Source organism: Urinicoccus timonensis (genome assembly GCF_900232945.1).
Lineage (GTDB): Bacteria > Bacillota > Clostridia > Tissierellales > Peptoniphilaceae > Urinicoccus > Urinicoccus timonensis.
Window position 1 is genome coordinate 443,381 of sequence record NZ_OCTU01000001.1, and the last position, 24,535, is coordinate 467,915.

Sequence of the window (24,535 nt, forward strand, 5' to 3'; positions counted from 1 at the left end):
AATTTTGCGATTATTCCCATTCAATTGTAGCCGGTGGTTTGCTTGTAATATCATAGACAATCCGGTTGATATGGTCTACCTCTCCTACAATCCGGCTGGAAATTTTTTCCAAAACTTCATAGGGGATCTTGGACCAATCAGCGGTCATAAAGTCTGTGGTTTCTACGGCTCTTAAGGCCAGGGTATAGTCATAGGTCCGGTAGTCGCCCATAACGCCCACGGTACGGTTATTGGTTAGGACAGCAAAGTATTGGTTGATGGACCGGTCTAGGCCGGCCTTGGCAATTTCTTCCCGGTAGATGGCGTCGGCATCTCTTAGGATGTCCAATCTTTCCTTGCTAATTTCTCCCATGACCCGGATACCCAATCCTGGTCCCGGGAAGGGTTGTCTCCAAACCAGGTAGTCGGCCAGACCCAATTCTTCGCCCAATTCCCGAACTTCGTCTTTAAAGAGTTGGCGTAGGGGTTCTACAAGGCCCTTAAAGTCTACAACATCTGGTAGGCCGCCCACATTGTGGTGGGACTTGATCACGGCTGCATCTCCGGCTCCGGATTCGATAATGTCAGGATAGATGGTTCCTTGGGCCAGGTAGTCCACAGACCCGATTTTTCGTCCTTCTTCTTCAAAGACCCGGATGAATTCTTCTCCGATGATCTTCCGTTTTTCTTCGGGGTCTGTCACGCCCTTAAGTCTTGCCAGAAAGCGGTCTTCTGCATTGATCCGGATAAAGTGGAGGTCGGTGTCCTTAAAGGCGGCTTCTACTTCGTCGCCTTCATTTTTCCGCATCAAACCATGGTCTACAAAAATACAGGTTAATTGGTCTCCAATGGCTTTTTCCAAAAGTTTGGCACAAACAGAGGAATCCACCCCGCCAGACAGGGCCAAAAGAACCTTTCCTTGGCCTACTTGCTTGCGGATGCCTTCAATGGCTGTCTGGGCATAGCGGTCCATGGTCCATGTTCCTTCCAGACCACAAATGTCATAGAGGAAGTTTCTTAGCATATCTTGGCCTTTTTCTGTGTGGTTGACTTCGGGATGGAATTGGACTCCATAGAGTTTTTTATCTTCATTAGCCATGGCTGTATTGGGAGTTGACTGGGTTGAAGCCACTGTCTTAAAACCTTGAGGCACTTGGGTCACAAAGTCTTGGTGGCTCATCCAGGTTATGGAATCTCCAATGCCTTTAAAGAGCTTGGCCTGGCTGTCAAAATTTGTGGGAGTCTTGCCAAATTCCCGGCTTTGGGACCGGCTGACTTGACCTCCCAGGTCTACGGCCATTCTTTGCATCCCATAGCAAAGGCCCAAAATAGGAATGCCCAGGTCGTAAATTTTGGAGTCAATTTTGGGTGCATCGTCTACATAGACGCTATTGGGTCCCCCGGTAAAGATAATTCCCTTGGGGGTGTGTTTTTCTAAGTATTGGTCTACTTTTTTATAGGGGACAACTTCGCAATAAACGTGTAAATCCCGCACACGTCGAGCGATTAATTGGTTGTATTGTCCGCCAAAATCGATAATCATAACTTCTTGTTCCATTGGATACCCTCCTTGCTTCTATTATACTTAATTTTTCCCCTTCTTACTAGGTCAGTTTTCAGCTTTATTTTTGAAAATGTTCAGGCCAAAGACCCCCAGCAAGGTTAGGCCCATGGCCAGGATATGACCTAGACTTAGGACTTCCCCCAAGAAAAGGCTGGCTGCCAGGCTGGTAATCAGGGGGGATAAATTGCTTAGGGCTGCTACATTGCTGGCCTTTAAATAGCTTAGGGCATAGTTGTTTAAAAGGGCCGTGAGGTAGGAAGAAAAAAATCCCAGATAGGCCATGCTCAAGGCGATTTTTGGGTCCTTCCAACTATAAAAGCTTTGGGCCAAGGCCCCGGCCCCTTCCTTGAAGATTATCAGGACCAGGAAAAAGACGGCACCCTCTAAGAGGACCAGGTCTGTAATGTCCCGGTAGGAGTAGTCTTGAGTCTTTTTTCGAACGAGGATGGTGTAGCCGGCCAGGGCCAAAAGGGACAAGACCAGAAAAAAAGTCCCCCTTAGGTGGAATTGGGCCTCTTTTTGGTTGACCAAGGCCAAAAAAACCAAGCCCAAGCTGGCCAAGATCATCATAAAGATTTGCTTTTTATTGATTCTTTCCCCTAGAAAAATCCAGGCCAAGACCAGGGTGGCCAAGGGAGCCAGGGCCATTAGGATCCCAGCTTCTGTGGCCGTAGACTGGGTCATGGCATAGGTTTGGAAGCCGAAAAAGCCCAGGGGATAAAGGAGGGCCAAGTAGTAGAGGTCCCTTATCTTTTCCAAGTCCCAAGAGGTCCATCCTTTTCTAAAAAGGGAAAGACCTACAACCAAGGCCCCAGCTAGGATAAAACGTTGGCTCAAGACTTCCATGGGGCTGAGATCTTTTAATGCAATTTTTACAAAAATTAGGGAAAAACCCACCAGGACCACCTGGGTCAGACAGGCCAGGTAGGCCTTAACTCTAGTATTCTTGTCTTTCAAGCCAATCACCTCTTTTTTTCATTATAGCATAGCCAAATTCTTGATTTTTTACAAAATCCCCTAAGACAAAACCCGGGACTGGGCTCCCGGGTTGTCTTTTATTTTTCGTCTGGCAAACTATAGGCAGCATTGCCCAAGAAGTCTTCTTTTTTCTCCAGCAGGCCCTCTTGGGCCATTTGTTTTAGGGATTCCTTTAGGTCATCATAGGTGATGTTGATGCCTGCCTTGGACAGGCCAGTAATGACGGTGATAAAGTTGGAATCCTTGACAGGGAAGTAGGGTCGAAGTTCCCGTAAGAGGTCAGAAAACTTTTCCTTTTTTTGTTGGATCAATTCGTCAAAGGGGTTCTCGCTATGGGGAGAGGTGGTTTCCGCCGCCCGAATCCGGGCAAAGCTGGTCCGGCCCATTTGAGAAGCCGAGATAAAGACATCCCCTGTTCTTAGATAGGGAAGCCGGTGGGCTTCTTCGGCCGTTAGGTCAGTTTCTTCCCGGATGGTATCAATATCCGAGGCCCGGACTGTCCGGAAGATGAACTTGGTGTTTAACTGGGCTGTGATGGTTTCGTCCAGGAGGGTAGGCCTTTGGGTGGCCATGACCAAAAAGACTCCGTACTTCCGTCCTTCTTGGGCAATTTCTTTCAAGGCCGACTTGGTGGGAGATTCCAGTCCCTTGGGAGCAAAGTTGTGGGCCTCATCATTGACGATGAAAAAGGGTGGGAAGTAGTCTCCTCCCAGACCCCGGAGTTTGTCGTCCCGGTAGGTCCTCCGCTTGTTGTAGAGGGTCCGGACCAGGTAGGTCGAAAACATTTGAAGGGTCCGCATGCTCCCTTGGACCACCACAAGCTTGCCTTGGATGAGGTTTTCCACCACTGGCAGGATGTCTCGATTAAAGAGACCCTCTCTTTCCAGGTTGGCCATCCGCCAGGAAATCCCTCGAACGGATTCAAGGGGAAGATTTTGCCCCAATTCTGCAAAAATCTTTAAATTTCTCTCCATGAGTTTTTGCTTGTCGGGGGAGGCGTATTGGATTTCGGCACTATAGCGTTTTTCTCCCCCCATGTCTCCTACTTCCAGGATGGCATGGATCCTTTCCAAAAAGGTGGGCAGGTTGTTGCCCTTTTTAAAGAGGCTGGCCACGACATTTTTCATGGAATCTGTCAGGCCAGAAACTGCCCCCAGGAGGTGGTTGATGTCCCCTACACTTAATTGCTCAAACTTAATTCCCACATCTTCGCCAATTTGAAGTTTTACAAACTGGTCCTGGTAGCTTTTAGCAAACTTGCCCCCAGCCGGGTTCTTAAAGTCCATTTCATAATGGGGGTCCAAGACCACAGTCGGTAGGCTTTTTTTCATCAATTCTTCCAAGAGGACCCTAAGGCCGAAACTCTTTCCCGACCCGGACCCACCAAAAATTCCAATATGGGGGTATTGGTGCATGGACCGGATGTCCAGGATATAGGGTAGGTCTTTTTGGTCCACCAGGTCCCCTTCCAGGGTTTCATAGAGCCCCTTAAATTCCTCTGTGGCCTGGCAGTAGATATCATCTGTATTTCGGATGCTCCCCAGGGTCAGGCCTCGGTCTGGAACTGTAGCCAAAAGGACGTCCTTGACTTCTTCAAATTCCGGAGACCGAGCCATGGACCCTGTCAAGACAGGATAGGTGGCCTCTTCAAAGAGCCGGGCCTTGGCTATATAGATGGTTTCGTCATCTACATTGTAGCCCATGGCCTTGAGGCTATCCAGGACAGAGGCGTCTACAAAATCCCCTCCCATATCCAAGGGGATAAAACGGTTAAAAGTTTTTGTTTCAACAACTTCAGCCAAGAGGTCTCCCATTTGACCGTCTTCAATGATAAGGAGTTCATTAATTCGAAAATTTCGATCCTTGCTGCCAATGGTCACTTCCTGTTGGCTTGTGATTCCCACTACTTGCATTTTTCCCTCACAATCTTCGTAAATCTCTTTCCGATACAAACAAACGATGGAAGAGGTCCCGGTCCATGTAGGACTCAAAAAGGGCCTCCATTTCCTGGTCGGTGATTTTCACCTCATGGTCTACAATATCAATCCAAAGGGGAACCCCCCTGCCCCCTTCTGGGGTCAAGGTATAGACTAGGTTACAAACTTTCTCCATTTGGCTTTCTTGTTCCTTTAAGAGGTCAAGGCCTACGACTTGGATCTCCTTGGAGCTCTTTAAAAAGGCCGAGGTCAACCCACTGGGGACCTTCTTATTTTTCTTATCATCAATATAGATTACATCTCCAGCCTTGAGCTGGCCAAATAAAATTTCCCGGTCATAGAGGCCTCGGGTTTGGTCCCCCTGGCCCAAGATGGCCGTCTTAATATCCTTGATGACCCCAAAGGTCACCACATCTCTTTCCAGGGCGGTTTGGGTAAATTCCTCCCAGAGGTTGGAGTACATCCGGTAGCGGATCAGGCCTCCATCCATCATCAGGTAGTCCACAGGCTGGGTCTTCATATATTGGATGGCCGTCTTCATTTCAATTTCTGCCAGGCGTCTTTTTCGGTCGTCCTGGTCTTTTTGGTCGCCCTCTTCTTCCTGGTCCACTCCTTCTTCCAGAAGGGGGGTGTAAATTTCTTCCACACTGGAGGAGTGGCCCTGGGTAGACATGGCCAGAGCCCGGTAGAGTTCCACATAGTGGGGATAGGCCCCTCCCAACCGGTTGACGGACCCGTCCAGGCCCACTACAACCCCATATTCCTTAAGCTCTTGAGGGTTTAGCTTCTTCATCCGGCCCAGGGGACCAGCATAGGTCTGGATATAGTCTCGAAATTCCTCCTGGGACCAGGCATGGATCTTGCGATATTTCTCCTCCAAGACTCCATTGAGTTCTTGGATGATTCCTGCAAAATATTGGGTGTTTTTCATAGTTTTAAACTTTCCTTATAGACATGGTTTTTGGCGAGGCCATAGGTCTTGGCCACTTCCTTCACTGCTTGAGAAACCTTCATCCCCTCTTGGAGGCGGTCCCGCAAGGCAGCTTGAATGTCTACCTCTTCTTGGAACTGGTTCCCCTCTACAATCACGACAAATTCTCCCTTGGCCTTGACCTGGTCTTGAAAGTCCTCTTCCAGGTTGAAGCTTTGGTAGTCTTCAAATTTTTTGGTCAATTCCCGGCCCAAAAAAACCTGCCGGGGCCCCAAGACTTCTCGCATATCTTCCAGGCAGGCCTGGATCCTATGGGGGGCTTCGTAAAAAATCATGGGTTCCTTGTGGTCCTTTATCTCCTCTAGAGCTTTCTTCCGCTTGCCGGGCTTTTCCGATAAAAAGCCAATGTATTCAAAGGATTCAGACAGAAAACCCGAAGCAATAAAGGCCGTAATTCCGGCAGAGGGTCCAGGTAAAACCGTATAGTCCAGACCCTCTTGGATACAGGCCCGGATTAAAATCCTTCCTGGGTCTTGGATTCCTGGCATGCCAGCATCACTGATCAAGGCCAGGTCTTGGCCCTGTCTTAAGAAGTCCAAGAGTCCATCCAGGGCCTCTTTTTCATTAAATTTATGGTAACTTCTCGTGGGACTTTCAATGCCATAGTGCCTTAAGAGCACCTGGCTGGTCCGGGTATCTTCACAGCAAATCAAGTCGCATTCCTTTAAAACCCGGACCCCTCGATAGGTCATATCTTCTAAGTTCCCAATGGGTGTGGGTACAATGTAGAGCATGGCTTCTCCTTTCCCTCTTATTTTATCACAAATCTCGGGGGTTACTATAGATTAGGTCCCGGTGGTCTTGTAAGTTTAAAGAGGCTTCTACCCTCAAGTGGGGCTTGGCATTTTTCCTAGCCTCCAGGCAAAACCAGTGGGCCTGGCCCTGGCTTTTCTTGGATAAAAATTGTAGCCTCTTGGGTTCTGCCCCTCCCTGGCGGCAAAAGACCATGGCATCCACCAGCCGGTCCACCGGCAGGACCAGGTAGAGAGACCCCAGGGGTCTCAAGCTTTGGGTCCCCTTTAAAATAAAGTCCCTCAGACCCAGGTTTTCTTCGTGCTTGGCCCGGTTTTTCTCTGAATTTTCCGTTCTTAAGTAATTTTGATAGTAGGGAGGGTTACACAAAACCGTCTCATAGGCCCCGGGTTCATGGAAGTCTTCCAGAGACCCTTCTTCCAAGCGGACTTTCTCTCCCAAGCCATTATAGGCCAGGCTTTCCCTAAAGTAATCCAGGGCTTGAGGGTTGATGTCCAGGCCTGTGTAGGACCTTAAATCTGGATTGAGACTTCGAAAATACAAAATTCCCGGCCCACAACCCAGGTCCAAAACTCGACCCTTGGCCCGGGCAAAATAAGATAAAAACAAACTGTCAATACTGTATGAAAAGGCCCCAGGGCCTTGGCTAATCTTGTAGGCCGTTCCAGGCACTGTATCCATCTATAATCCCTCCTATCCTTAAAATTATTATAGCAAACTTTCTTCAACCTGCATATTTCCCTGTATAAACTCTTTATCAAATATTGGGATAGAAAAGTTTCTTTCCCATCCCTAAGGTGCAAAAGACTATAAAAGAATTCAAGTTCACAATAACACCTTTTAAAATGAATAAGTCTGCAATATTATAGTTTTTCACCTATCTGCTTTATCGTAGTAATTTTATTGTAAACACGGAAAGATATAAGTGTATTTTAATTGCAAAAAATAAATGCTGGGGTCTAGGAGGACCCCAACATTTATTATAGAATAATTTTTCTATTATGAGACTTCTTCAAGAAGCTCTTTTGAATTTTTATTGCGCAATACCAGATGGAGCTAGAGGAAAAGTAAACCTCTTATAATTTAATTGCATCCACAATTCATTCTTTCCATCTGCCTTTCTTTGATAGTCATGTCCATTCATGGCTTCTACAACAGGCCCATAAGCCCAGTGTTTTTCATCCATATCCAACATAGGAGCTAAGTCATCCTTATGAACTTTTGCATAGTAAAGATCCGCATAACGGTTCAACATTCTATTGGTGGTAGAAACAACTTCTGCTCTTGTAATTTTGTTTTCTGGCTTGAAACTTCCATCAGGATAACCAGAAACCCATCCCTTTTCTGCAGCCGATGCAATAACGTTGTAAGCCCAATAATTCTTTCCTACATCATTGAACTTTAGATCGCTCCCTACTCCTAACTTATCAAAACGAGCCGCAATAGCTGCAAATTCCGCCCGACTAATGGCATTATCTGGTCTGAAGGTTCCATCAGGATAGCCCATAATAAGATTTTTTTCAGATAAATATGATACCGCATAAGCGTACCAAGAATTTTTGCTAACATCCTTGTAAGACATGGTGTAAACTTTGTTTGCTTCTGGACGATCTTTTAATAACCGTGCAAACATCATTGCCACTTCAGATCTTGTCATATTTCGATCTGGTCCAAAAGTTTTATCTGGATAACCCTTCATATAGGCATAATGGTCATCAAGGTTTAACTTGCCTTGATTTGTTTCTTCGGGGAATCCTAAAAACCAAACAGTAGGGCTTGTTGGTTTCGAATGATCTGGTTCGGGGGTCGGTTTCGATTCGCGATTAACCACAACCGTGTATTGAATCGATTCGCTGTCCGTTCCCTTTAAGATGAAGTCTCGTCCGTCGGGTGTTTGTTTGCCAATCCATTTAAAATGATAGTTTTGCATTTTGCCGCTATCCGATGTAGCTGTGCCTTCAAACTTACCTTCGACATGTCCGAGGACCGTCTTCTTCGTTCCGTCGACCAAGTTGTCTTTTACCTTAATGCCCGGAACCTTCAAGTCCAAGGTAGCCGGCACTGCGTTAACATCTCTCCATAAGTCGTCAAATTTGCTGTAATCCTTCTTCAAGGTCATTTTGACCACGATTTGATTCCCGTCTTTAGAGACGTCGCCGTTTTTGATTTCAAACAAATCATTGTTTGTTAAGGTTGCCGTGGGAACATCGGGGATTTCGAGACCTTCAGGGATTTCCAATTTGGCGACGAAAGTACTTTTCACATTGTCGGTCTTGATTTTTGAAGTATCTTGTCCGTAGCTTGATTTGAGTAAGTTAATTTTGTCCTTAATACTCGTCACGTCAAGTCTTCCCGTAAATTCCAAGAGCTCGCCCGGTTTTACCTTGTGCAATGCGTCGTGTTCGGTGTCGTCTCCAATTAGGATGTCGCCAGGCAAGTCAAATTTTTCTGGTAAAGCAAGGGTCAATTGAATAGTATTGTTATCCTCTTGTCCTTGTCTTACGTCCTTGCCATCAGGCCTTTGTTGGGCTTTCCAGGTGAAATTAAATACCCTTGAAGTCTCTTCTTTCTTTGCCACTCCATAGAAACTTCCTTCAACCTGTCCCTTGGCGACGAATTCTTTTCCAGAAGTGTCATCTTTTACGATGATTCCTGGAATTTCAACGTTTAATATGCTTCCATCCCCACCGGCAGCATTGACATCTTTCAACAAATCGTCGAATTGCGTGTAGGACTTCTTTAAATCCATCTTTACGGTAATAACATTTCCCGCCTTGCTTACATCGGTCACTTTAAATAAGTCATTTTCCGTCAATGTCGCTTGGACTGAATTGGGGATTTCAAGGCCTTGGGGAATTTCTATCTTGGCAATGAAGCTACTTTTTACTTGCTCTAAGGCGATATTTGTAGTAGAGCCTTGTCCATCAGCCAAAAAATTGATTTGCTTTTTAATGGGAGAAATATCCAACTGTCCCTTAAAGGTCAAGGTGTCGTTTTCATCGATGGGATAGACGGCCAGGTGTGTTGTGTCGTAGCCTTCTTGGCCTTTCTTCACTAAAAGATCGCCGGGCAAATTGAATACCGTCGGCTTCGACATCATCAACGTGTATTGAATGCCTTCACTCGTCGCCGCTTCGTCTTTACCCTCCGGTGTTTGTTTTCCCTTCCAAGTAAAGGAGAATCTCTTTAAGGTGGCATTATCCCTTGCCAGGGCGGAGAAGCTACCACCCACATCGCCTGTGATGGTGACTTTTTGTCCGTCGGCAACGGTATCTTTCAGCTTTAATCCGTCGATTTGTACCGAAATAAGGGAATTATTTGTTCTGTCTTCCGAGACTTGTCCCGTGGAGACGACGGCATCTTTTAAGATTTTGTAATCGGTCATTCCCGGTTTCAGGGTAAAGGGAATGGTGACCTTTTGGCCTTTCACTTCTGCTTTTCCTAAGTCAAAGCACTTGCCCAGGCCCTTTGCCGTAACCGTGGGATTTTCGGGAATGATCACATCGTCAGGCATGGTCAATGTGGCCTTGAAAGTGGAGCTTACATTCGATAAGGCAATACTTGAGAATTCAGCGTCGGTATGCTTGTTAAATACCGTCTCAATCCCTTGCATTTGCCTTTAATCGATGCCGCATCGATTTCGCCGGTTAAGCTGAAGGCTTGGCCAGGAGTGACAACCTGTACCTTCGGACTGCTTGCTCGGTCTTGTCCCCAAATATCAGCACCTAAATTTTCATTAGAGCTAATGGTTTCAACGGTGGGGTCATCTTTCCAAGTCATGTAGTAGGTTGTATCTTGGGTTATAGCAGGGTCTTTACCGGGAACAGGAATGCCGAAAAAATAGAAATCGTCAAACCTTAAGGCTGTGTCGCTTCCGCCCCTTGGGCTTGTGTTCCAATTGTCTGTGCTTTCAGGCACAAACCCCGGTTTTTTCGCACTGGCATCGGGCTTTAGGTTTTTCTTGTCAAAATTCAACGCCGTCAGTACGTCGCTGAGCTTTTGATCATACTTCGCCGTCTTTTTTAGTACGGCGACATCGCCGCCATTGACGTCTTTTTCTAATTTAAAGAGGTCTGTTCGAGTTTTAAAGATGGAATCATCGCTAAAGGTTCCGCCATTAGCGGAAAATGCGATTTTATAGGCTGCATCCACATAGTGAGCGTACAAGTCCACTTGGGTCGTACCGGGGGTAAAGGCAATGGACTGGCCGGCCGCATAGGCAGCTCCCGTGCCGTCGGGATTGGCGGTCCATTTGTCAAAGCTCTTTCCCTCTACGTTAAAGCTTGCCAGATCCTTTACGACGTCGTCAAAAGAGAGGGCCTTGGCCTCTTGGGCATCTTTATCGATGGGCACGATGTAGTCGATGCCGTCGCCGTTATGGTAAACGATAGATTTTGCTTCCCATTTTGCATAGACATCTAAATCACCGGTTAAAGCATTATCTCGATTAAAAGGCTTTTCTTCTCCGGTGTTCGTCTTATAGAACCAGCCTAAGAATTTTACACCTTTGGCGTCTTTAGGATCCTTTAAAGATTCATTCCCTGCGACATCGTCCAGCTTATAGCCGCGAATGGTTTGTTGAACTTTGTTCTCTTTGCTGCCGTTGGCGAAGCTTGCATTGCCGTTATTCAGCTTAAAGGTAACCTTGGCGGCAGGCGTCCATACATACTTGTTCCCGTCGTCGGAGGCATTTTTCACCGAGTATTTGTAAGCTTGGCCCAATTTGTTAATGGGGTTTAATTTTTCTACAGACGAGTCCGTCAGCTTAAACAGGGTTAATTTTTCGTTTCCGTTTTCATCCCCGTTGACGGGAATGGCTAGTCCGTTATGGTAGGAAGGATCGTAGAATACCTTGTGGGAGCCGCCGAGAACAATGTAATTTGTTCCACTTTGGCCAAGGCCGTTGTCCGATTGCTTAGCCATGGGCGTATTGACGACGGAGTCGGCACCAAAGACGATTTTTGTATTCTCTTTGTCCTGTGCTCCGAACAAGGACCCAGAATGGCCGTCCCCTTCCAAGTAACCGCCGTTAAAGGTGGCAATCCCTTGGTTTGCGTTTAAGCCGCCATTCTTATTATTCTTAACGATGACCTTTGCTCCCTTATCTACCAAGAGCTTATTGTCGTAACCGAAAGTAATCCCCTTGCCTCTCCAATGGGTGTCAAAATTCTTCACTTCGAAAACGGACTTGTTAGTAAAATGAAATGCTCCTACTTCCCAAGAGTTTTCAAAATATGCTCCTGTTTGATAGTTAACACCTGTTCCGTCAATTACAAATCTTGTGTTGTCAAGGTATAAAGGACCTTTAAAATATACTGGTAGTTTATATAAATTAATCTCTGAATCAAAAGCCTTAAAGCCGTTCCACTCATAAAGTTGCCACTTGTCATCATCATATCTCTGATTAATAGTAGCATTTCTTAATTCATTATCTTTACTGTGGAACATAAAATAGCCATTTGTTATGTCCATTTTAAGTTTATCTTTTGACGTTCCGACAATATTGCCGGAAGTGTCAAAAGCATACCCATTCTTGGGAAATTTGAAGACATAATTTCCGTCGTTTATCTCTGCTTCTTTTTCTACTAAAATTCCTTTATTATAGCCATTAATATTAAGTGTTTTTCCTTCAGCTACACAAAGATGTGCACCACCTTTTAAGGTAATAGCAGTTCCAGTTCCTCGCATAGTTACATCGTTAAGAAATTTTAATGTTACTTTTTTATTAACTGTTATATTTGTTTCAGCTAAGCTAAGAACATTAAGAGTTCCCCCATCATTGATTATTTCCATTGCCTTAGCAAATGTTTTAACCGGATTTCCTTCTGAACCGTCTTTGCCGTCATCGCCGTTTGTGCCATCGAGCCATATAGCACTAGCGGGTGCCGGTAACAGAGCTTTTCCTTTTGCAGCAACTGGTACTAGGCTACTTTCTGGCAAAGAGAAGCTATCTTGCTCCTGATTTTCTCTAGGGTCTAAAGCCCCTTTCACTTGATCCTTATTTTTCTCTTTTTCATCAACTTGTTTTTCAGTCTCTAAAATTGTATTATTGCCATTATCTGTCTTCGCATAAACTAGTCCCCCTGGTGAAACTGCACCAAATAGCATCACCAGAGCTAAAAAAAGAGCTATCCACTTTTTCATGTTTTCAGATCCTTTCAATAATTTTTATTAACTTAATTTACTTTAATTATATACCTAACCATTAAAATAAACTATCAAAATTTATCTCAATTTTATATCTAAAATACTTATTTTTTACCTCACAAAAAAGACTATGGATTTTTCCATAGTCTTTCCTTATCTTTATTTAAAATGCTGGAACTACAGCGCCCTTGTAGGTGTCTTCAATAAACTTACGGCAGGCTTCAGAATGTAGAACTTCCATAAATTTCTTGAATTTTTCTTGGCCTTCTTCTCCTTGGCGAACGGCAATAATGTTGGCGTAGGGAGAATCCTTGTCTTCTGTCAAAAGGCTGTCCTTGGTTGGGTCTAAACCAGCTCCCAAGGCATAGTTGGAGTTGATGACAGCTCCAGCTACTTCCTTATAAGATCTTGGAATGCTTGGTGCATCCAGGGCTGTGAATTTCAAGTTCTTTGGATTTTCTGTAATATCTTTTTCTGTTACAGCCAGGTTGCTGGAGTCATTTAACTTGATCACTCCTGCTTTTTCTAAGAGGATTAAAGCACGACCACCATTGGTTGCATCGTTGGGAATTAAGATTTCATCGCCATCTTTTAGTTCATCTACAGACTTGTACTTGTCGGAGTAAAAACCAATGGGTTCCAAGTGAACGGCTCCCAGGTTGGCCAACTTTACGCCTCTTTCCTTGATGAAGTCATCCAGGTAGGGAGCGTGTTGGAAGAAGTTGGCGTCCAAGTCTCCTTGGTCTAAAGCCAGGTTGGGCATTACATAGTCATCAAAGGTAGTCACTTCTACATCCAGACCGGCCTTTTTAAATTCTGGTTCCAGAGCCTTGATGATTTCTTCGTGGGGTACAGGGCTGACCCCTAGGCGGATTTTATTGTCTCCTGCTCCTTGGTCCGGGCTTGCTTTTTGTCCACAAGCAGTTAAAAGGACCAGGCAGGAAAGTAGGCTAGCTAAAATAAATTTTTTCATTTTTTTCATGTCGTTCTCCTTTACTTTTTATTGGTTATGGTGGTGAGGCGGTTTCCAATCCACTGGACCACTTGGACAATAAGGATGATGCAGATTACGCTCATCCAAAGGATGTCCAGTTCGTTTCGATAATGGCCATAACGGGTGGCAATTTCTCCCAGGCCTCCGGCTCCCAGCATCCCAGCCATGGCCGAATAACCAATGATGTTGATAATGGTCATGGTCATGGAATTGATGATGGAAGGCAAACTTTCAGGCAGGATGACCTTGGTGAGGATTTGCCCATTGGTAGACCCCATAGCCCGGGCTGCTTCTACCAGACCTTCGTCCACTTCCAGGAAGACCCCTTCCATAATCCGGGCTACGAAGGGAATGGCTGCCACCGTTAGGGGGACAATGGCCGCTGTGGGACCAATGCTTTTGCCAATTAAGAGCCGGGACAGGGGGTAGACTACCATGATCAAGATCACAAAGGGAAAGGACCGTAAGGTGTTGATGATGGTGTCTAGGACCTGGTAGCCCTTGGGTTTGGGGTTTAGACCCCCGGGTCTTGTGACAATCAAGACCAGGGCCAGGGGGATTCCTATCAGCATGGAAAAGAGAGAGGAAAAAAAGACCATATAGAGGGTGTCGGGAATAGAGGGTAAAACGATGGATGTAAATTTTTCTATCATTTAAGCACCTCCACATAGACTCCTACTTCCTTCATAAAGGCCAGGGCCTGGTCTACTTGTTGATCTGGACCTAGAACTTCTACAATCATATAGCCGAAATCCTTGACATCCAGCCGGTTCATATTTCCTGAAAGCAAGTTGACATCCACCTGGTAGTCCTTGATGCAGCGAGACAGGATGGGTTGGTCCACTGTATGGTCGTCATAGGACAGGCGGAGGACCCGTCCCTTGTACTTGGTCAGGTCAAGGCTTTGGTCTGGGTCATCACTTTCTCTCAAGGAAGAGATAAAGTTTTGGGTTTGCTTGGTTTTAGGGGCCCGGAAGAGTTCCTCAACGGTATTTTCTTCAATAATCTTCCCATTTTCCATTACGGCAATCCGGTCGCAAATATCCTTGGCCACCTCCATTTGGTGGGTAATCATGATGATGGTGGTATTTAGGTCCTTGACCGTTTTTTTCAAGGTTTCTACAACCATCCGGGTGTTGATGGGGTCCAGGGCTGAGGTTCCTTCATCACTTAGGAGGATTTTTGGACTGGTGGCCAGGGCTCTAGCTATGGCCACTCTTTGTTTTTGTCCACCGGACAGGGAAGAGGGGTAGACCCCCCTCTTGTCCTTGAGGTCAATAAAGTCCAGGAGTTCTTCCACCCTAGCCTGGATTTTTTCCTTGGGCCACTTTTGAATTTCTAGGGGGTAGGCAATATTGTCATAAACCGTTTTTTGTAGGAATAGGTTGAAGTGTTGAAAAATCATCCCTATATCCTTTCTTTGGTTTAGAAGCTCTTTTTTGTTCAGAGCCACCATATCGACTCCGTCAATGAAAATCTTTCCTGATGTGGGTTCTTCCAAGCGGTTCAAACACCGAACCAGGGTAGACTTCCCAGCTCCGGACAGGCCAATAATGCCATAGATTTCTCCCTTTTGCACTTGGAAACTGACATCATCAACTGCTCGAAAGACCTTCCCATCATTGGAAAATTCTTTCACTAAATGGCTAACTTCAATCATCCATTTTCCTTTCTATAATAAAAAAACTCCCCGATTTGGAGAGATTATTCAATCATCTATCGGTCTTTCCGCTGGAATTGGCACCACGCATATTGCAGGTTGCCGGGCTTCTTAGGGCCAGTCCCTCCACCACTCTCGATAATTTTCCATGTTTTTTTGATAAGTTGCTTAATAGTATAGTGTAGTCCACTGATTTTGTCAAGATTTGTCTCTCCATCTTTTAAGACAAAATCCCCCTCTTTTTAGGTAAAGAGGGGGACCACCAAGGGAACGGACATGGACATGATAAAGCCAGATACAAAGGAATAAACTGCTATATTGGCACTGGTTGACCGGGTAACAATGGGTAGGCAGACATCCATTCCCGTTGCTCCAGGAGCCGCAACTGCCTCTACAAAGCCTATTTTTTTAGCCACAGTAGGGGTGATGATAATGGAAAACAACTCCCGCATGACATTGTGCATAAAGGAAATGGCTCCAGCTGTCATCATTCCAGCATCCATCAAGAGTCCCGCTCCTAGAGAATACCAACCAAAACCGGCTCCAACAGCCAGGCTTTCTCGGAGGGAAATGGGCAGGAAGACTCCACAAAGAGCTGCTCCGATTAAGGTTCCAACTTCCACCACTAGGGGAATCACCAAAACCCGAAAACCAACACTCTTAATATTGCTAATAACATCACCGGCAAGACCTAGGTCCAAACCCACAAAGATCAAAAGGATAATCAGCTCAATGGTAATGGCTAGACTAGCCCCACCTTCAAAGGCTTCATAGTTAAACCGGGGACGGATATAGAAGTAGCCCAAGCCCAGGCCCAGGGCCACACCTATTAGGATAAAGAGGGTCATTCGGTCAAAGCCTCCCTTTTCCTCTTCCTCTACTTCCTCTTCAATAACCCCTACTTGACCTTCCAACTCCAGGTCTAACCTTTCATTTTTCATGAGACCATGGCGGTCAATCCCCATGGCCCGTCTGGCTATGGAAACAGCGACAATAGAAAAGACAATGGTGAAGATGGTAATTACAAGGGCATAGAGTCCGTAGGAATCCAGGTTATCCACTACATCCTTGTTGGCTCCCAGCCGAAGGCCCATGGTAAAGACCAGGCACAAAACCGTTACTGTTTGAGCCGGTCCCAGCCATTTCATCTTATCCATAAATTTTCTTAAGGGAATACCTATAATATAGAAAACAATACAGGTTCCTAAATACAAGATAGCACTAGTCAAGTTTTCCTCCTCCTCTTACCCAGGCTGCCAGGTCTTCTACTGACATTTGGTCCCCATTGGCTGCCTTATGTAGTTTAGCTGTCTTCTTAACTTGCTCTTGCAAGTCATCATTGACCCCATCCGGTCCACTGCCTTCGGATGTCACAAAGGGGTAGACTTCTATCCCAGATAGGTCCAAGGCCTCCAAAAAACTTAGCAGGCACCTGGGACAGGTGTCGTTCCAATTGGGAAGTCCTATAACCAGCTTCTTCAACCCCTGAATTTCTGGCAGTTGGCCAGCCAGGGCAGGCCGGGCTTCCTCTTCTTTTTCTCTCTCAGCCACTTGGATACATTCATCCTCTTCTAGGGGATAGGCCTTAAGAGGCCTAACTTCATAAATTTCAGCATCTAGAACTTTTGCCAAGTCCTCCGAAAGCTTTCTTGTCACTCCACTTCGGGAAAAGTATGCAAGAAGAATCTCTTTCATATCTCATTCATAGGACTTGCTTTTGGCAAATCCATCCTCCTTTTCTTGATTTTCTCTTTTTCCAATCCTAAGCTTAGCTTATTCCTTTTCTTTGGGCAGGTAAATCCGAATGTGCTTGGAAAGAACCCTTATCTGAGCTGGTAATTTGGCTTCCATTTCTCCATCCATGTCCAAGTCCACTGACTCGCCCTTTAGCTCTTCAATGCTTAGCTGACTACAGGTAATGGCCTGGATGTCTTCATTTTTGTCCAATTGCCCCATGACCATATCTTTCAGGGCTGTTAGCTTGGATGCGGTCTTGGCATTGGTCAAAATAAAGACATAGAGCTGTCCACTGCTAAGAGAGCTGGAAATTTCTGAAAAATTTAAATTTCCCACTTGGTCTACTAAAAAGGCATAGACATGGCTGGCAGGTCCCTGGTAGTTTCCTCCATCACTGACTAGCTTGATTTGGTAGCTTTCGTCCTCTGGCAGGGCCTTAAAGATATTTTTTACATAGGCCATGGGCCCCAGCCTTTCTTTTTCTTCTCCATCAGTAGAGGTCGTGGCGTCAATTAGCCGACCAAAGCAGGTGTAGTAGATAAAAAACCTGTCATTACATTGGCCCAGGTCCACTTCTTTTGTAGTCTTAAGATCAATAGCATCAATAGCTGCGTCTAGGTCCCGATTTTCTCCTATAAGCCGGTAGTAGGTATTGTTGGTGCCTCCAGGTAAAAGACCCAAAATAGGCCGGTGGTCTTCTTCTGCCAGACCATTGACAATTTCATGAATGGTCCCATCTCCACCTATAACAAAGAGGCTATGGACTTTTTCCCGACAGGCCTTTTGGGCCAACCTTGCCCCCTGGCCCTCTTCTCTGGTTTCAATAATTTCCACTTGATCAAAGTCTTCTTCCAATCTCTTTTCTAGCTTGGGTATGGATTCCATGCTCTTTCCATCCCCAGAAGCTGGATTTACTAAAACGAGGCATTTTTTCATTTCTTTTGACCTCCCCTATCTTTTGTTACTAAGTCAAAATGATATTCTACAATTCCCAGGTCCAGCTTGGCAAAAAATCCACTACTGGCCTTGAAGTCCACCTTTCCATGAGGATGGTAGTGGATGGTAAATTTTTGCTGGTTCATAGCTGTTGGAGCCAAAAGAGCCCCCTGGACTCCTTGGATAAACCACTCTGGATAGGGCTCCGGTCCTCGGGCCACATCTTCCAGGCTCTTGGAGGGCCGGCTCTTGCCTTGGTCTTGGCCATAGCCCAGACTGATAAGGCAAAAAACTTTTTCTCCCGGCTCTAGGACCAGGTCCTTATAAAAAAACTTGGCAAAGCCCACCCAACAGGTGTTTAAGCCCAGGCTCTGGGCATAAAGAACTAAATCTTCTCCCCAATAGCCTACTTTTTGGGGGTCCAGGTCTTTTTTTCCAGCCAGGACAAAATAGTTTTTGACATTTTCAAAATTTCCAAAACTGGGGATTCTCCTTTGAAAAAATTGGTCTTCTCCTAAAATTAAACGAAAATTCAAACCCTCTTGCTGGTTGATCTCTTCCATCCTGACCTCTAGCAGCTGGGCCTGGCCAGGTTCAAGGGCTTGGTCTGTATATTTTCGAACGGAATGCCTTGCTTGCATGGCACTTACTAGGTCCATAAATAACCCCACCTTTCTTCTCTATCATACTACAAAAAGCCCTCCAAGGATATTCTTCTTTTTCTTGGCAGGCTTCTTTTCTAGACCCTGTCCTCAAAAGCCCTTTCTTGAAAAATTTAAAATCTCTAGTTATAATAAGAATAAAGGAGTAACTTTAAAAACATGTGATTGATTTTGGGTGGTGAAGATGGCTAGACTAACTGAACAAGCAATTGTTGATTCCTTTCTAGAACTCTTGCAAGAAAAATCCTTGGATAAGATTACTGTCAAGGATATTATTGAATCTGCCCAAGTAAACCGTAATACCTTCTACTATTACTTCCAAGATATCTATGACTTACTGGAGCATGTCTTCCAAGAGGAATCCAAAACTTTTCGTAGCGAGGCCAAGCCAGAAAATACTTTTTACCAGGAATGCCTCCGGACGGTGAATTTTTTCCTAGAGCACGACCGGGCCATTATGCACATCTACCACTCCAAGAGTCAGGATGTCATTAACCGCTATCTTGAATCGGCCACAAGCTACTTTATCGGAAACTTTGTAGACCAGGCGGCCCAAGGCCAGGGTCTTTCTCAAAAGGGCAAGGCCTATATTACCGGGTTTTATACCGATGCCATTATTGGGTCCACTCTCCGCTGGATTGAGGGCCGGATGCCCGGCCAAAAAGATGGTCTCATGCGGACTTTCTCCCAGTCTTTTGAGGCAACTATCCATGAAATGATCCAAGCCTATGTCCAAGGCCACCCCTTGGAAGAAGATTAGCTAAATAAAATACAGACAAAAAGAAAGAAGTGTTCGAATTTCGAACACTTCTTCTTTTTTGTCTGTAGGAAAGCCTTCTCTCTTTTCCTATACTAAACTTAGAGGGACTTTAAATTTTAAAAGCCCCCAAGTTTTGACAGTAGACTGAAGGAGTGAGAGATGACTTTAGGATTTGTGGATATGGGAGGTGGCACCCGGGGAATTTACGGGGCCGGAGTCTTGGACTATTGCCTGGAGACTGGTATCAGTGGAGACTATTTCATCGGTGTATCCGCCGGGTCTGCCAATGGAGCATCCTTCTTGGCAGGTCAAGCCGGACGAAACCTGGTCTTTTATAATGACTATGCCTTTCGAAAAAGTTACATGGGACTTAAAAATTTTATAAGGTCAGCTTCCTATATCAACCTGGACTATATCTATTCCACCCTAAGTGAGCTAGGTGGAGAATATCCTCTGGACTATCCAGCCTTGATGGCCAACCCCATGGCCTTTGAAATTGTAGCCACCAACGCCCTAACTGGAAAGCCTGTCTATTTTTCCAAAAAAGACCTGGCCCAAGACCACTATGAGCCCCTCAAGGCCTCATCTTGCGTTCCCCTCCTCTGCCGGCCCTACCCCATCCATGGCATCCCTTACTTTGATGGAGGTCTCAGCGACCCCCTTCCCTATAAAAGGGCCCTGGACTGGGGTTGTGACAAACTCATTGTCATTTTAACCAAGCCCAAGGACTTCTTTAGAGATCCCCAAAAGGACCGAAAGTTTGTCCGGCTCTTAAGGAGAACTTATCCCCAGTCTGCCAAGGCCTTGGCCCATAGGGCCCAGCTTTATAACCAGAGTCTAAAAGAGCTTTTGACCCTGGAAAAAGAAGGTAGGGCCATCCTCATCGCTCCTGAGGATACAGGTAGCCTAAAGACCCTGACCCAGGACCATGACCAGCTCTTAAAGCTCTACCATATGGGCAAGAAAGATGGAGAAAAACAGCTAGCTTCCAAGACTTCCTGGATATTTGAGAAAGAGGTGAATTTATGAAGAATCTAAAAGTCTTAAAGGAGATTTACAGTCTTTTTTCACTGAGTTTGATTGTCTTGGGAATTGTATTTTTAGCCAAGCCCACCATGGCTGCTGATGTCTTTTGTCGAATTTGTGGCATCCTCTTACTTTTATTTGGGATTGTCAAGTTATTCGGCTACTTTTCCAGGGACTTACTCCAACTGGCCTTTCAATTTGATTTTGCCATGGGCATCATCTCCAGCTTGATTGGCTTTGTCATGTTTTTTTGGACCACTCGCTTTATCGACCTTTTAATTATTGGCATTGGCTTATTTATCGTCTTTGATGCCCTACTTAGGATCCAGACAGCCCTGGATGCCAGAAAAATCGGCGTCCAATCCTGGTGGGTTATCCTATTAATGGCCTTGATTACAGGGGTCATTGGGGTCATTCTCTTCTTAAGACCCTATACAGGTCGCACTGCCCTGGTCATGCTCATTGGATTAAACTTAATTATTGATGGAATTTTAAACCTTTTTGTCGTACAAAGTACAGTAACAACCATTCGGAGGGATAGAAAATGGGAAATTTAACACACTTTTCAACTAGAACTGCAGCCAGTCTTGGAATTGACCTGGTCTTAAAAAAAGTCAACAAAAAAGACCGGGAAGAAGAAATGGTCAAGCTCGTTAATTTAATGGAAAAATATATGGAAGATGACCAACAATTTAGCATGGACTATGACGACATTCGGTCCATGGTCCGTAATCCAGATGGTGCCTTAAACCAATTTTTAAACCGGGCCCTGGACGAAATTGATCCCCATGTTTTGAAAACCAGCGTTTTGAACCTGGGTTTTGAAGCCATGCTTTCAGGAACCAAGAAGATGCACAAGATGCGAGAAATCCACCAATGCAACATTCCTTGGTTGATTTTAATGGACCCCACCAGTGCCTGTAACCTTCATTGTACCGGTTGCTGGGCTGCTGAATATGGCAACAAGTTGAACTTGACCTATGATGAAATGTCCAATGTGGTAAAACAAGGTAAGGAACTGGGAATCTTTTTCTACATGTTTACCGGAGGAGAACCTCTGGTTCGCAAGGACGATTTAATCCGCCTTTGCAAGGAACACAAGGACTGCCAATTCTTGTCCTTTACCAACGGAACCCTAGTAGATGAAGCTTTTTGTCTAGAAATGAAAAAAGTCGGTAACCTCATGTTAGCCATTAGTTTGGAAGGATCTCCTGAAGTCAATGACTTGCGCCGGGGCCAAGGTGTTTATGGCAAGGTTATGGATGCTATGGACCTCTTAAAGAAACATGGTTTGATCTTTGGATCTTCCGTCTGCTATAGCTCTAAAAACTGCGAATCCGTTACTAGCAAGGAATTTGTTCAATTGATGGTAGACAAGGGATGCCGCTACGCCCTTTACTTCCACTACATGCCTGTAGGTAATGACGCCTCCATGGACCTTCTACCCAGTCCAGAACAAAGGGTGGCTACCAAAAACCGTATCCGGGAAATCCGTAACCTGAAACACGGAGAAGGCCTCTTTACCATCGACTTCCAAAATGATGGAGAATACATGAATGGCTGTATTGCCGGTGGCCGGAACTACTTCCATATCAATGCCAATGGAGACGCCGAACCCTGTGTCTTTATCCACTATTCCGACTCCAACATCCGGGACCATTCTCTTTTAGAAATCTTAAAGAGACCCCTCTTTATGGCCTACCACAACAACCAACCCTTTAATGAAAACCACCTAAGACCCTGCCCCATGTTGGAAAATCCAGAAATTCTGCAAAGAATCGTCAAGGAAACTGGGGTCAAGTCAACAGACCTCCAATCTCCCGAAAGTGCTGACCACCTCTGTGGAAAGTGCCAAACTTATGCAGAAAATTGGAAACCCTGTGCAGATAAAATCTGGTACGGTCAAGAGGATTCCCTAGAAAAGTCCGAATGAATAGCCGTCTTTTCGAGAATAGATAAGCAGGTAAGTCTATGGAGTTAGAAAATATCTATAACCAATTTTCCAAACACCTGGTGGAACAATTGAAATATGACAAGGTCTCAGACATTGTTAAAAAATTTGTCCAACCCTATAAAAAACTCATGAGCTACTACACTTGTGCCATTATGGAAGTTGAGACCAAGTTCAATGTCTTGAGCGAAGAATTGTCCATGCAGTATGACCGGAATCCCATTGAGTCCATCCGGACCCGGTTGAAGTCTCCCGAGAGTATCCGGGAAAAAATGATTCGTAAGGGCTTTCCTTTGACGGTGGAAAGCATTGAGGAAAACTTAAATGACATTGCCGGAGTCCGGATTATCTGCTCTTTTCCCTCGGACATCTATGCCTTGGCCGACTCTCTATTAAAACAAGATGACATCCACTTAATTGAAAAAAAAGACTACATTAAACATCCCAAGGCCAATGGCTACCGTAGTCTCCACCTTATTATTGAAATCCCCATCTACCTCCACGATACCAAAAAGATGATGAAGGTAGAGATCCAGTTTCGAACCATATCCATGGATTGCTGGGCCAGTCTGGAACATAAAATTCGCTATAAAAAAGGCCTGCCTCAGTCTGATTTCATTGAAGAAGAGTTGGTGGAATGTGCAAAAATGAGTTCCATCATTGATGCAAGAATGGAAAACCTCTATGCCATGGCTACAGACCTGGTCCAAAAAGACTCCAAAGAAGAAAAAAATTAGGCCCAAAGGAGGAAGCTATGGGAAAACTTTTATCAAGGATTAAAGAAAAAATAGGCCCGGCCCCGGGAGAGCAAGGTCCAGACGAGTCCTTGGCCCCCTCCCAAAACCAGGTGGCCAAACGACTTAAAAAAATTCAATTTATAGCCATCTTTTCCTTTCTCTGCGCCCTAGGAGTTTTAGTGGTCCACTTGAAGGGGAATGTCTCCATTGACTCCATAACCAAGTCCACTGCTGACAACCCCCTGGTGTCTATCCTAATTTTACTCCTACTTTTTGCCATCAAGAGCTTCTCCATCATCATCCCCCTGCCCTCCCTTTACCTGGCCAGCGGACTTCTTTTTTCTCCCCTAAAGGCTGTCCTGGTAAGCTACTTGGGTCTATCCATTAGCTTGACCATCCCCTATCTTTTAGGCCGGTGGTCTGGGACAGAGGAAATGGATTACTTAAAGAGTCGTTATCCCAAAATAGAAAAGCTCATTGCCATGCAGAAGAAAAATGAATTTTTAGCCAGCTTCATGATCCGGATTATTGGCTGGTTCCCTTGTGACATCTTGAGTTTTTACTTTGGTGCCTGTCGAACAGCCTACAAGGTCTACCTACCTTCGGCCCTCCTGGGCTGCTCCATCGGAGTTATCACCAACACCCTCTTAGGGGATGTCCTTTTAGACCCACTTTCTTGGCAATTTATCCTCTTACTGGTTATTAAAATTCTTATTTCTGCCGGAGCTTTCGCTCTTGCCTATCATTTAAACAAGTCCAACGACTAATCAATCTTCCCCTTTAGCCTGCCAGTTGGAGGGGAAAGCGAAAGGTGTGAACCAATGAAGCTTGCAATCCTAACTGACACAAATAGTGGAATCTCCTCCCAGGAAGCCCAAGAAAGAGGAGTCTTTCTTTTGGACATGCCCCTTATTATTGATGATAAGGTCTACTATCAGGGGAAGAATTTAACGGACTCTGATTTCTGCCAAGCCCTGGAAGGCGACCAGTGCGTTACAACCTGCCACCCCTCCCTGGGAGACCTGGCAAAAAGCTGGGAGGACCTCTTTAAGCAGGGTTTTGACCAAGTCATCTATATTCCCATGTCCAGTGCTTTAAGCAGCTCCTGTAGCTCTGCCAAACTCCTGGCAGAATCCTATCCCGGCCGGGTCCATGTGGTGGATAACCATAGAATTTCCGTTACCCAAAAGGCCTCGGTTTTAAAAGCCTTGGCCCTGGCCCATAAAAATAAAAGCGGCCAAGAAATCAAGGAAGACTTAGAAAAAGAAGCCCTTAGGGCCACCATCTACCTCAGTGTCAATAACCTGGACTATTTAAAAAAAGGGGGCCGGGTGACTCCAGCAGCTGCAGCTATTGCCAGTGTTTTAAGTATTAAACCTATTTTAACCATCCAAGGAGAAAAAATCGACTCCTATGGACGGGTCCGGGGGCGGATCCAGCGTGCTCAAAAGAAGATGCTCTTGGCCATCCAAAAAGATTTAGAAGAGAAGTTTTCCCAAGAATCTTTGGACGACCTCAGCCTGGGCCTAACGGGCTTTGGAATTTCTAAGGACCAGGAAGAAGCCTGGTTGGACCTGGCCCGAGAAGCCTTCCCGCAAGTCAGGATCCATTATGATCCCCTGCCAGCTAGCATTGCCAGCCATACAGGCCCGGGAGCCTTTGGAATCGGTCTTTCTCTGGACTCTATTTAAATTTTTGCCCAATAAAAAAGATCCAAGATGTC

At 45.3% G+C, this 24,535-nt stretch carries 22 protein-coding genes and 1 riboswitch; of the genes, 7 read left to right on the forward strand and 15 right to left on the reverse strand.

The features are described 5' to 3' along the window. Window positions 1-10: 10 nt before the first annotated feature. The 15 genes from guaA to CS898_RS02190 all read right to left on the reverse strand — a co-directional run bounded on the left by guaA (window position 11) and on the right by CS898_RS02190 (window position 18,335). The gene (gene guaA, locus CS898_RS02125; RefSeq protein ID WP_099207936.1) at window positions 11-1,537 is read right to left on the reverse strand and encodes a glutamine-hydrolyzing GMP synthase; all 1,527 of its coding nucleotides are present in this window, start codon (window positions 1,535-1,537) and stop codon (window positions 11-13) included. 51 nt (window positions 1,538-1,588) lie between these two features. Next, the gene (locus CS898_RS02130) at window positions 1,589-2,500 is read right to left on the reverse strand and encodes a DMT family transporter (protein WP_159459105.1); all 912 of its coding nucleotides are present in this window, start codon (window positions 2,498-2,500) and stop codon (window positions 1,589-1,591) included. 98 nt (window positions 2,501-2,598) lie between these two features. Next, entirely contained in the window at window positions 2,599-4,434 is a 1,836-nt protein-coding gene (locus tag CS898_RS02135; protein WP_099207938.1) for an ATP-binding protein, read from the reverse strand. 7 nt (window positions 4,435-4,441) lie between these two features. Continuing rightward, window positions 4,442-5,389 carry a DNA double-strand break repair nuclease NurA gene (locus tag CS898_RS02140; protein ID WP_099207939.1) on the reverse strand — a complete coding sequence of 316 codons (948 nt, stop codon included), beginning with the start codon at window positions 5,387-5,389 and terminating at the stop codon, window positions 4,442-4,444. After that, entirely contained in the window at window positions 5,386-6,183 is a 798-nt protein-coding gene (gene rsmI, locus CS898_RS02145) for a 16S rRNA (cytidine(1402)-2'-O)-methyltransferase (RefSeq protein WP_099207940.1), read from the reverse strand. The genes CS898_RS02140 and rsmI overlap by 4 nt, the downstream gene beginning before the upstream one ends. 25 nt (window positions 6,184-6,208) lie before the next feature. Further along, on the reverse strand, window positions 6,209-6,883 hold the full coding sequence (locus tag CS898_RS02150; RefSeq protein WP_099207941.1) for a tRNA1(Val) (adenine(37)-N6)-methyltransferase: 675 nt from the start codon (window positions 6,881-6,883) through the stop codon (window positions 6,209-6,211). Window positions 6,884-7,235: 352 nt separating this feature from the next. Then, a complete protein-coding gene (locus CS898_RS09965) occupies window positions 7,236-9,815 on the reverse strand; it encodes an S-layer homology domain-containing protein (RefSeq protein WP_234976002.1) in 2,580 nt (859 codons plus the stop codon). Further along, window positions 9,743-12,346, reverse strand: a complete 2,604-nt coding sequence (locus CS898_RS09970) for an InlB B-repeat-containing protein (RefSeq protein WP_234976003.1) — start codon at window positions 12,344-12,346, stop codon at window positions 9,743-9,745. The genes CS898_RS09965 and CS898_RS09970 overlap by 73 nt, the downstream gene beginning before the upstream one ends. 166 nt (window positions 12,347-12,512) lie before the next feature. Next, entirely contained in the window at window positions 12,513-13,331 is an 819-nt protein-coding gene (locus CS898_RS02160; protein ID WP_099207942.1) for a MetQ/NlpA family ABC transporter substrate-binding protein, read from the reverse strand. A gap of 11 nt (window positions 13,332-13,342) precedes the next feature. Further along, window positions 13,343-13,996 (reverse strand): methionine ABC transporter permease, encoded by a 654-nt coding sequence (locus tag CS898_RS02165; RefSeq protein ID WP_009430995.1) that lies wholly within the window; start codon window positions 13,994-13,996, stop codon window positions 13,343-13,345. Further along, a complete protein-coding gene (locus CS898_RS02170) occupies window positions 13,993-15,003 on the reverse strand; it encodes a methionine ABC transporter ATP-binding protein (protein ID WP_099207943.1) in 1,011 nt (336 codons plus the stop codon). The genes CS898_RS02165 and CS898_RS02170 overlap by 4 nt, the downstream gene beginning before the upstream one ends. 49 nt (window positions 15,004-15,052) lie before the next feature. Then, window positions 15,053-15,148, reverse strand: a riboswitch (SAM riboswitch). A gap of 97 nt (window positions 15,149-15,245) precedes the next feature. Beyond that, entirely contained in the window at window positions 15,246-16,232 is a 987-nt protein-coding gene (locus tag CS898_RS02175) for a LysO family transporter (RefSeq protein ID WP_099207944.1), read from the reverse strand. Further along, on the reverse strand, window positions 16,225-16,698 hold the full coding sequence (locus CS898_RS02180) for a flavodoxin (protein ID WP_099207945.1): 474 nt from the start codon (window positions 16,696-16,698) through the stop codon (window positions 16,225-16,227). Before CS898_RS02180 ends, CS898_RS02175 begins: the two co-directional genes overlap by 8 nt. A 78-nt stretch (window positions 16,699-16,776) precedes the next feature. Beyond that, the gene (locus tag CS898_RS02185) at window positions 16,777-17,676 is read right to left on the reverse strand and encodes a diacylglycerol/lipid kinase family protein (protein WP_099207946.1); all 900 of its coding nucleotides are present in this window, start codon (window positions 17,674-17,676) and stop codon (window positions 16,777-16,779) included. Continuing rightward, entirely contained in the window at window positions 17,673-18,335 is a 663-nt protein-coding gene (locus CS898_RS02190) for a nitroreductase family protein (protein WP_099207947.1), read from the reverse strand. The genes CS898_RS02185 and CS898_RS02190 overlap by 4 nt, the downstream gene beginning before the upstream one ends. Window positions 18,336-18,522: 187 nt before the next feature. Between CS898_RS02190 and CS898_RS02195 the strand changes: the two genes are divergently transcribed. From CS898_RS02195 to CS898_RS02225, 7 genes are all read left to right on the forward strand, one after another. Next, window positions 18,523-19,098: a TetR/AcrR family transcriptional regulator C-terminal domain-containing protein gene (locus CS898_RS02195; RefSeq protein ID WP_052098737.1), complete on the forward strand. Its 576-nt coding sequence runs from the start codon at window positions 18,523-18,525 to the stop codon at window positions 19,096-19,098. A gap of 159 nt (window positions 19,099-19,257) precedes the next feature. Then, entirely contained in the window at window positions 19,258-20,127 is an 870-nt protein-coding gene (locus tag CS898_RS02200) for a patatin-like phospholipase family protein (protein ID WP_099207948.1), read from the forward strand. After that, on the forward strand, window positions 20,124-20,681 hold the full coding sequence (locus CS898_RS02205) for an HdeD family acid-resistance protein (RefSeq protein ID WP_099207949.1): 558 nt from the start codon (window positions 20,124-20,126) through the stop codon (window positions 20,679-20,681). Before CS898_RS02200 ends, CS898_RS02205 begins: the two co-directional genes overlap by 4 nt. After that, window positions 20,669-22,057: a radical SAM/SPASM domain-containing protein gene (locus CS898_RS02210; RefSeq protein ID WP_099207950.1), complete on the forward strand. Its 1,389-nt coding sequence runs from the start codon at window positions 20,669-20,671 to the stop codon at window positions 22,055-22,057. Before CS898_RS02205 ends, CS898_RS02210 begins: the two co-directional genes overlap by 13 nt. A 38-nt stretch (window positions 22,058-22,095) precedes the next feature. Continuing rightward, window positions 22,096-22,812, forward strand: coding sequence for a GTP pyrophosphokinase (locus CS898_RS02215; protein ID WP_099207951.1), 717 nt, complete (start codon window positions 22,096-22,098; stop codon window positions 22,810-22,812). Window positions 22,813-22,829: 17 nt separating this feature from the next. Then, window positions 22,830-23,579: a TVP38/TMEM64 family protein gene (locus CS898_RS02220; RefSeq protein ID WP_099207952.1), complete on the forward strand. Its 750-nt coding sequence runs from the start codon at window positions 22,830-22,832 to the stop codon at window positions 23,577-23,579. Between the two features lie 54 nt (window positions 23,580-23,633). Next, window positions 23,634-24,503 (forward strand): DegV family protein, encoded by an 870-nt coding sequence (locus CS898_RS02225; RefSeq protein ID WP_099207953.1) that lies wholly within the window; start codon window positions 23,634-23,636, stop codon window positions 24,501-24,503. Window positions 24,504-24,535: the final 32 nt, after the last annotated feature.

Bases quoted from the DNA above. Each gene is read 5' to 3' on its own strand.
- CS898_RS02220 (WP_099207952.1), top strand. From the start codon at position 22,830: ATGGGAAAACTTTTATCAAGGATTAAAGAAAAAATAGGCCCGGCCCCG.
- CS898_RS09970 (WP_234976003.1), bottom strand. From the start codon at position 12,346: ATGAAAAAGTGGATAGCTCTTTTTTTAGCTCTGGTGATGCTATTTGGT.
- CS898_RS02205 (WP_099207949.1), top strand. From the start codon at position 20,124: ATGAAGAATCTAAAAGTCTTAAAGGAGATTTACAGTCTTTTTTCACTG.
- CS898_RS02215 (WP_099207951.1), top strand. From the start codon at position 22,096: ATGGAGTTAGAAAATATCTATAACCAATTTTCCAAACACCTGGTGGAA.
- CS898_RS02135 (WP_099207938.1), bottom strand. From the start codon at position 4,434: ATGCAAGTAGTGGGAATCACAAGCCAACAGGAAGTGACCATTGGCAGC.
- CS898_RS02150 (WP_099207941.1), bottom strand. From the start codon at position 6,883: ATGGATACAGTGCCTGGAACGGCCTACAAGATTAGCCAAGGCCCTGGG.
- CS898_RS02140 (WP_099207939.1), bottom strand. From the start codon at position 5,389: ATGAAAAACACCCAATATTTTGCAGGAATCATCCAAGAACTCAATGGA.
- CS898_RS02200 (WP_099207948.1), top strand. From the start codon at position 19,258: ATGACTTTAGGATTTGTGGATATGGGAGGTGGCACCCGGGGAATTTAC.
- CS898_RS09965 (WP_234976002.1), bottom strand. From the start codon at position 9,815: ATGCAAGGGATTGAGACGGTATTTAACAAGCATACCGACGCTGAATTC.
- guaA (WP_099207936.1), bottom strand. From the start codon at position 1,537: ATGGAACAAGAAGTTATGATTATCGATTTTGGCGGACAATACAACCAA.
- CS898_RS02185 (WP_099207946.1), bottom strand. From the start codon at position 17,676: ATGAAAAAATGCCTCGTTTTAGTAAATCCAGCTTCTGGGGATGGAAAG.
- CS898_RS02195 (WP_052098737.1), top strand. From the start codon at position 18,523: ATGGCTAGACTAACTGAACAAGCAATTGTTGATTCCTTTCTAGAACTC.
- CS898_RS02180 (WP_099207945.1), bottom strand. From the start codon at position 16,698: ATGAAAGAGATTCTTCTTGCATACTTTTCCCGAAGTGGAGTGACAAGA.
- CS898_RS02225 (WP_099207953.1), top strand. From the start codon at position 23,634: ATGAAGCTTGCAATCCTAACTGACACAAATAGTGGAATCTCCTCCCAG.
- CS898_RS02165 (WP_009430995.1), bottom strand. From the start codon at position 13,996: ATGATAGAAAAATTTACATCCATCGTTTTACCCTCTATTCCCGACACC.
- CS898_RS02210 (WP_099207950.1), top strand. From the start codon at position 20,669: ATGGGAAATTTAACACACTTTTCAACTAGAACTGCAGCCAGTCTTGGA.
- CS898_RS02170 (WP_099207943.1), bottom strand. From the start codon at position 15,003: ATGATTGAAGTTAGCCATTTAGTGAAAGAATTTTCCAATGATGGGAAG.
- CS898_RS02160 (WP_099207942.1), bottom strand. From the start codon at position 13,331: ATGAAAAAAATGAAAAAATTTATTTTAGCTAGCCTACTTTCCTGCCTG.
- CS898_RS02190 (WP_099207947.1), bottom strand. From the start codon at position 18,335: ATGGACCTAGTAAGTGCCATGCAAGCAAGGCATTCCGTTCGAAAATAT.
- rsmI (WP_099207940.1), bottom strand. From the start codon at position 6,183: ATGCTCTACATTGTACCCACACCCATTGGGAACTTAGAAGATATGACC.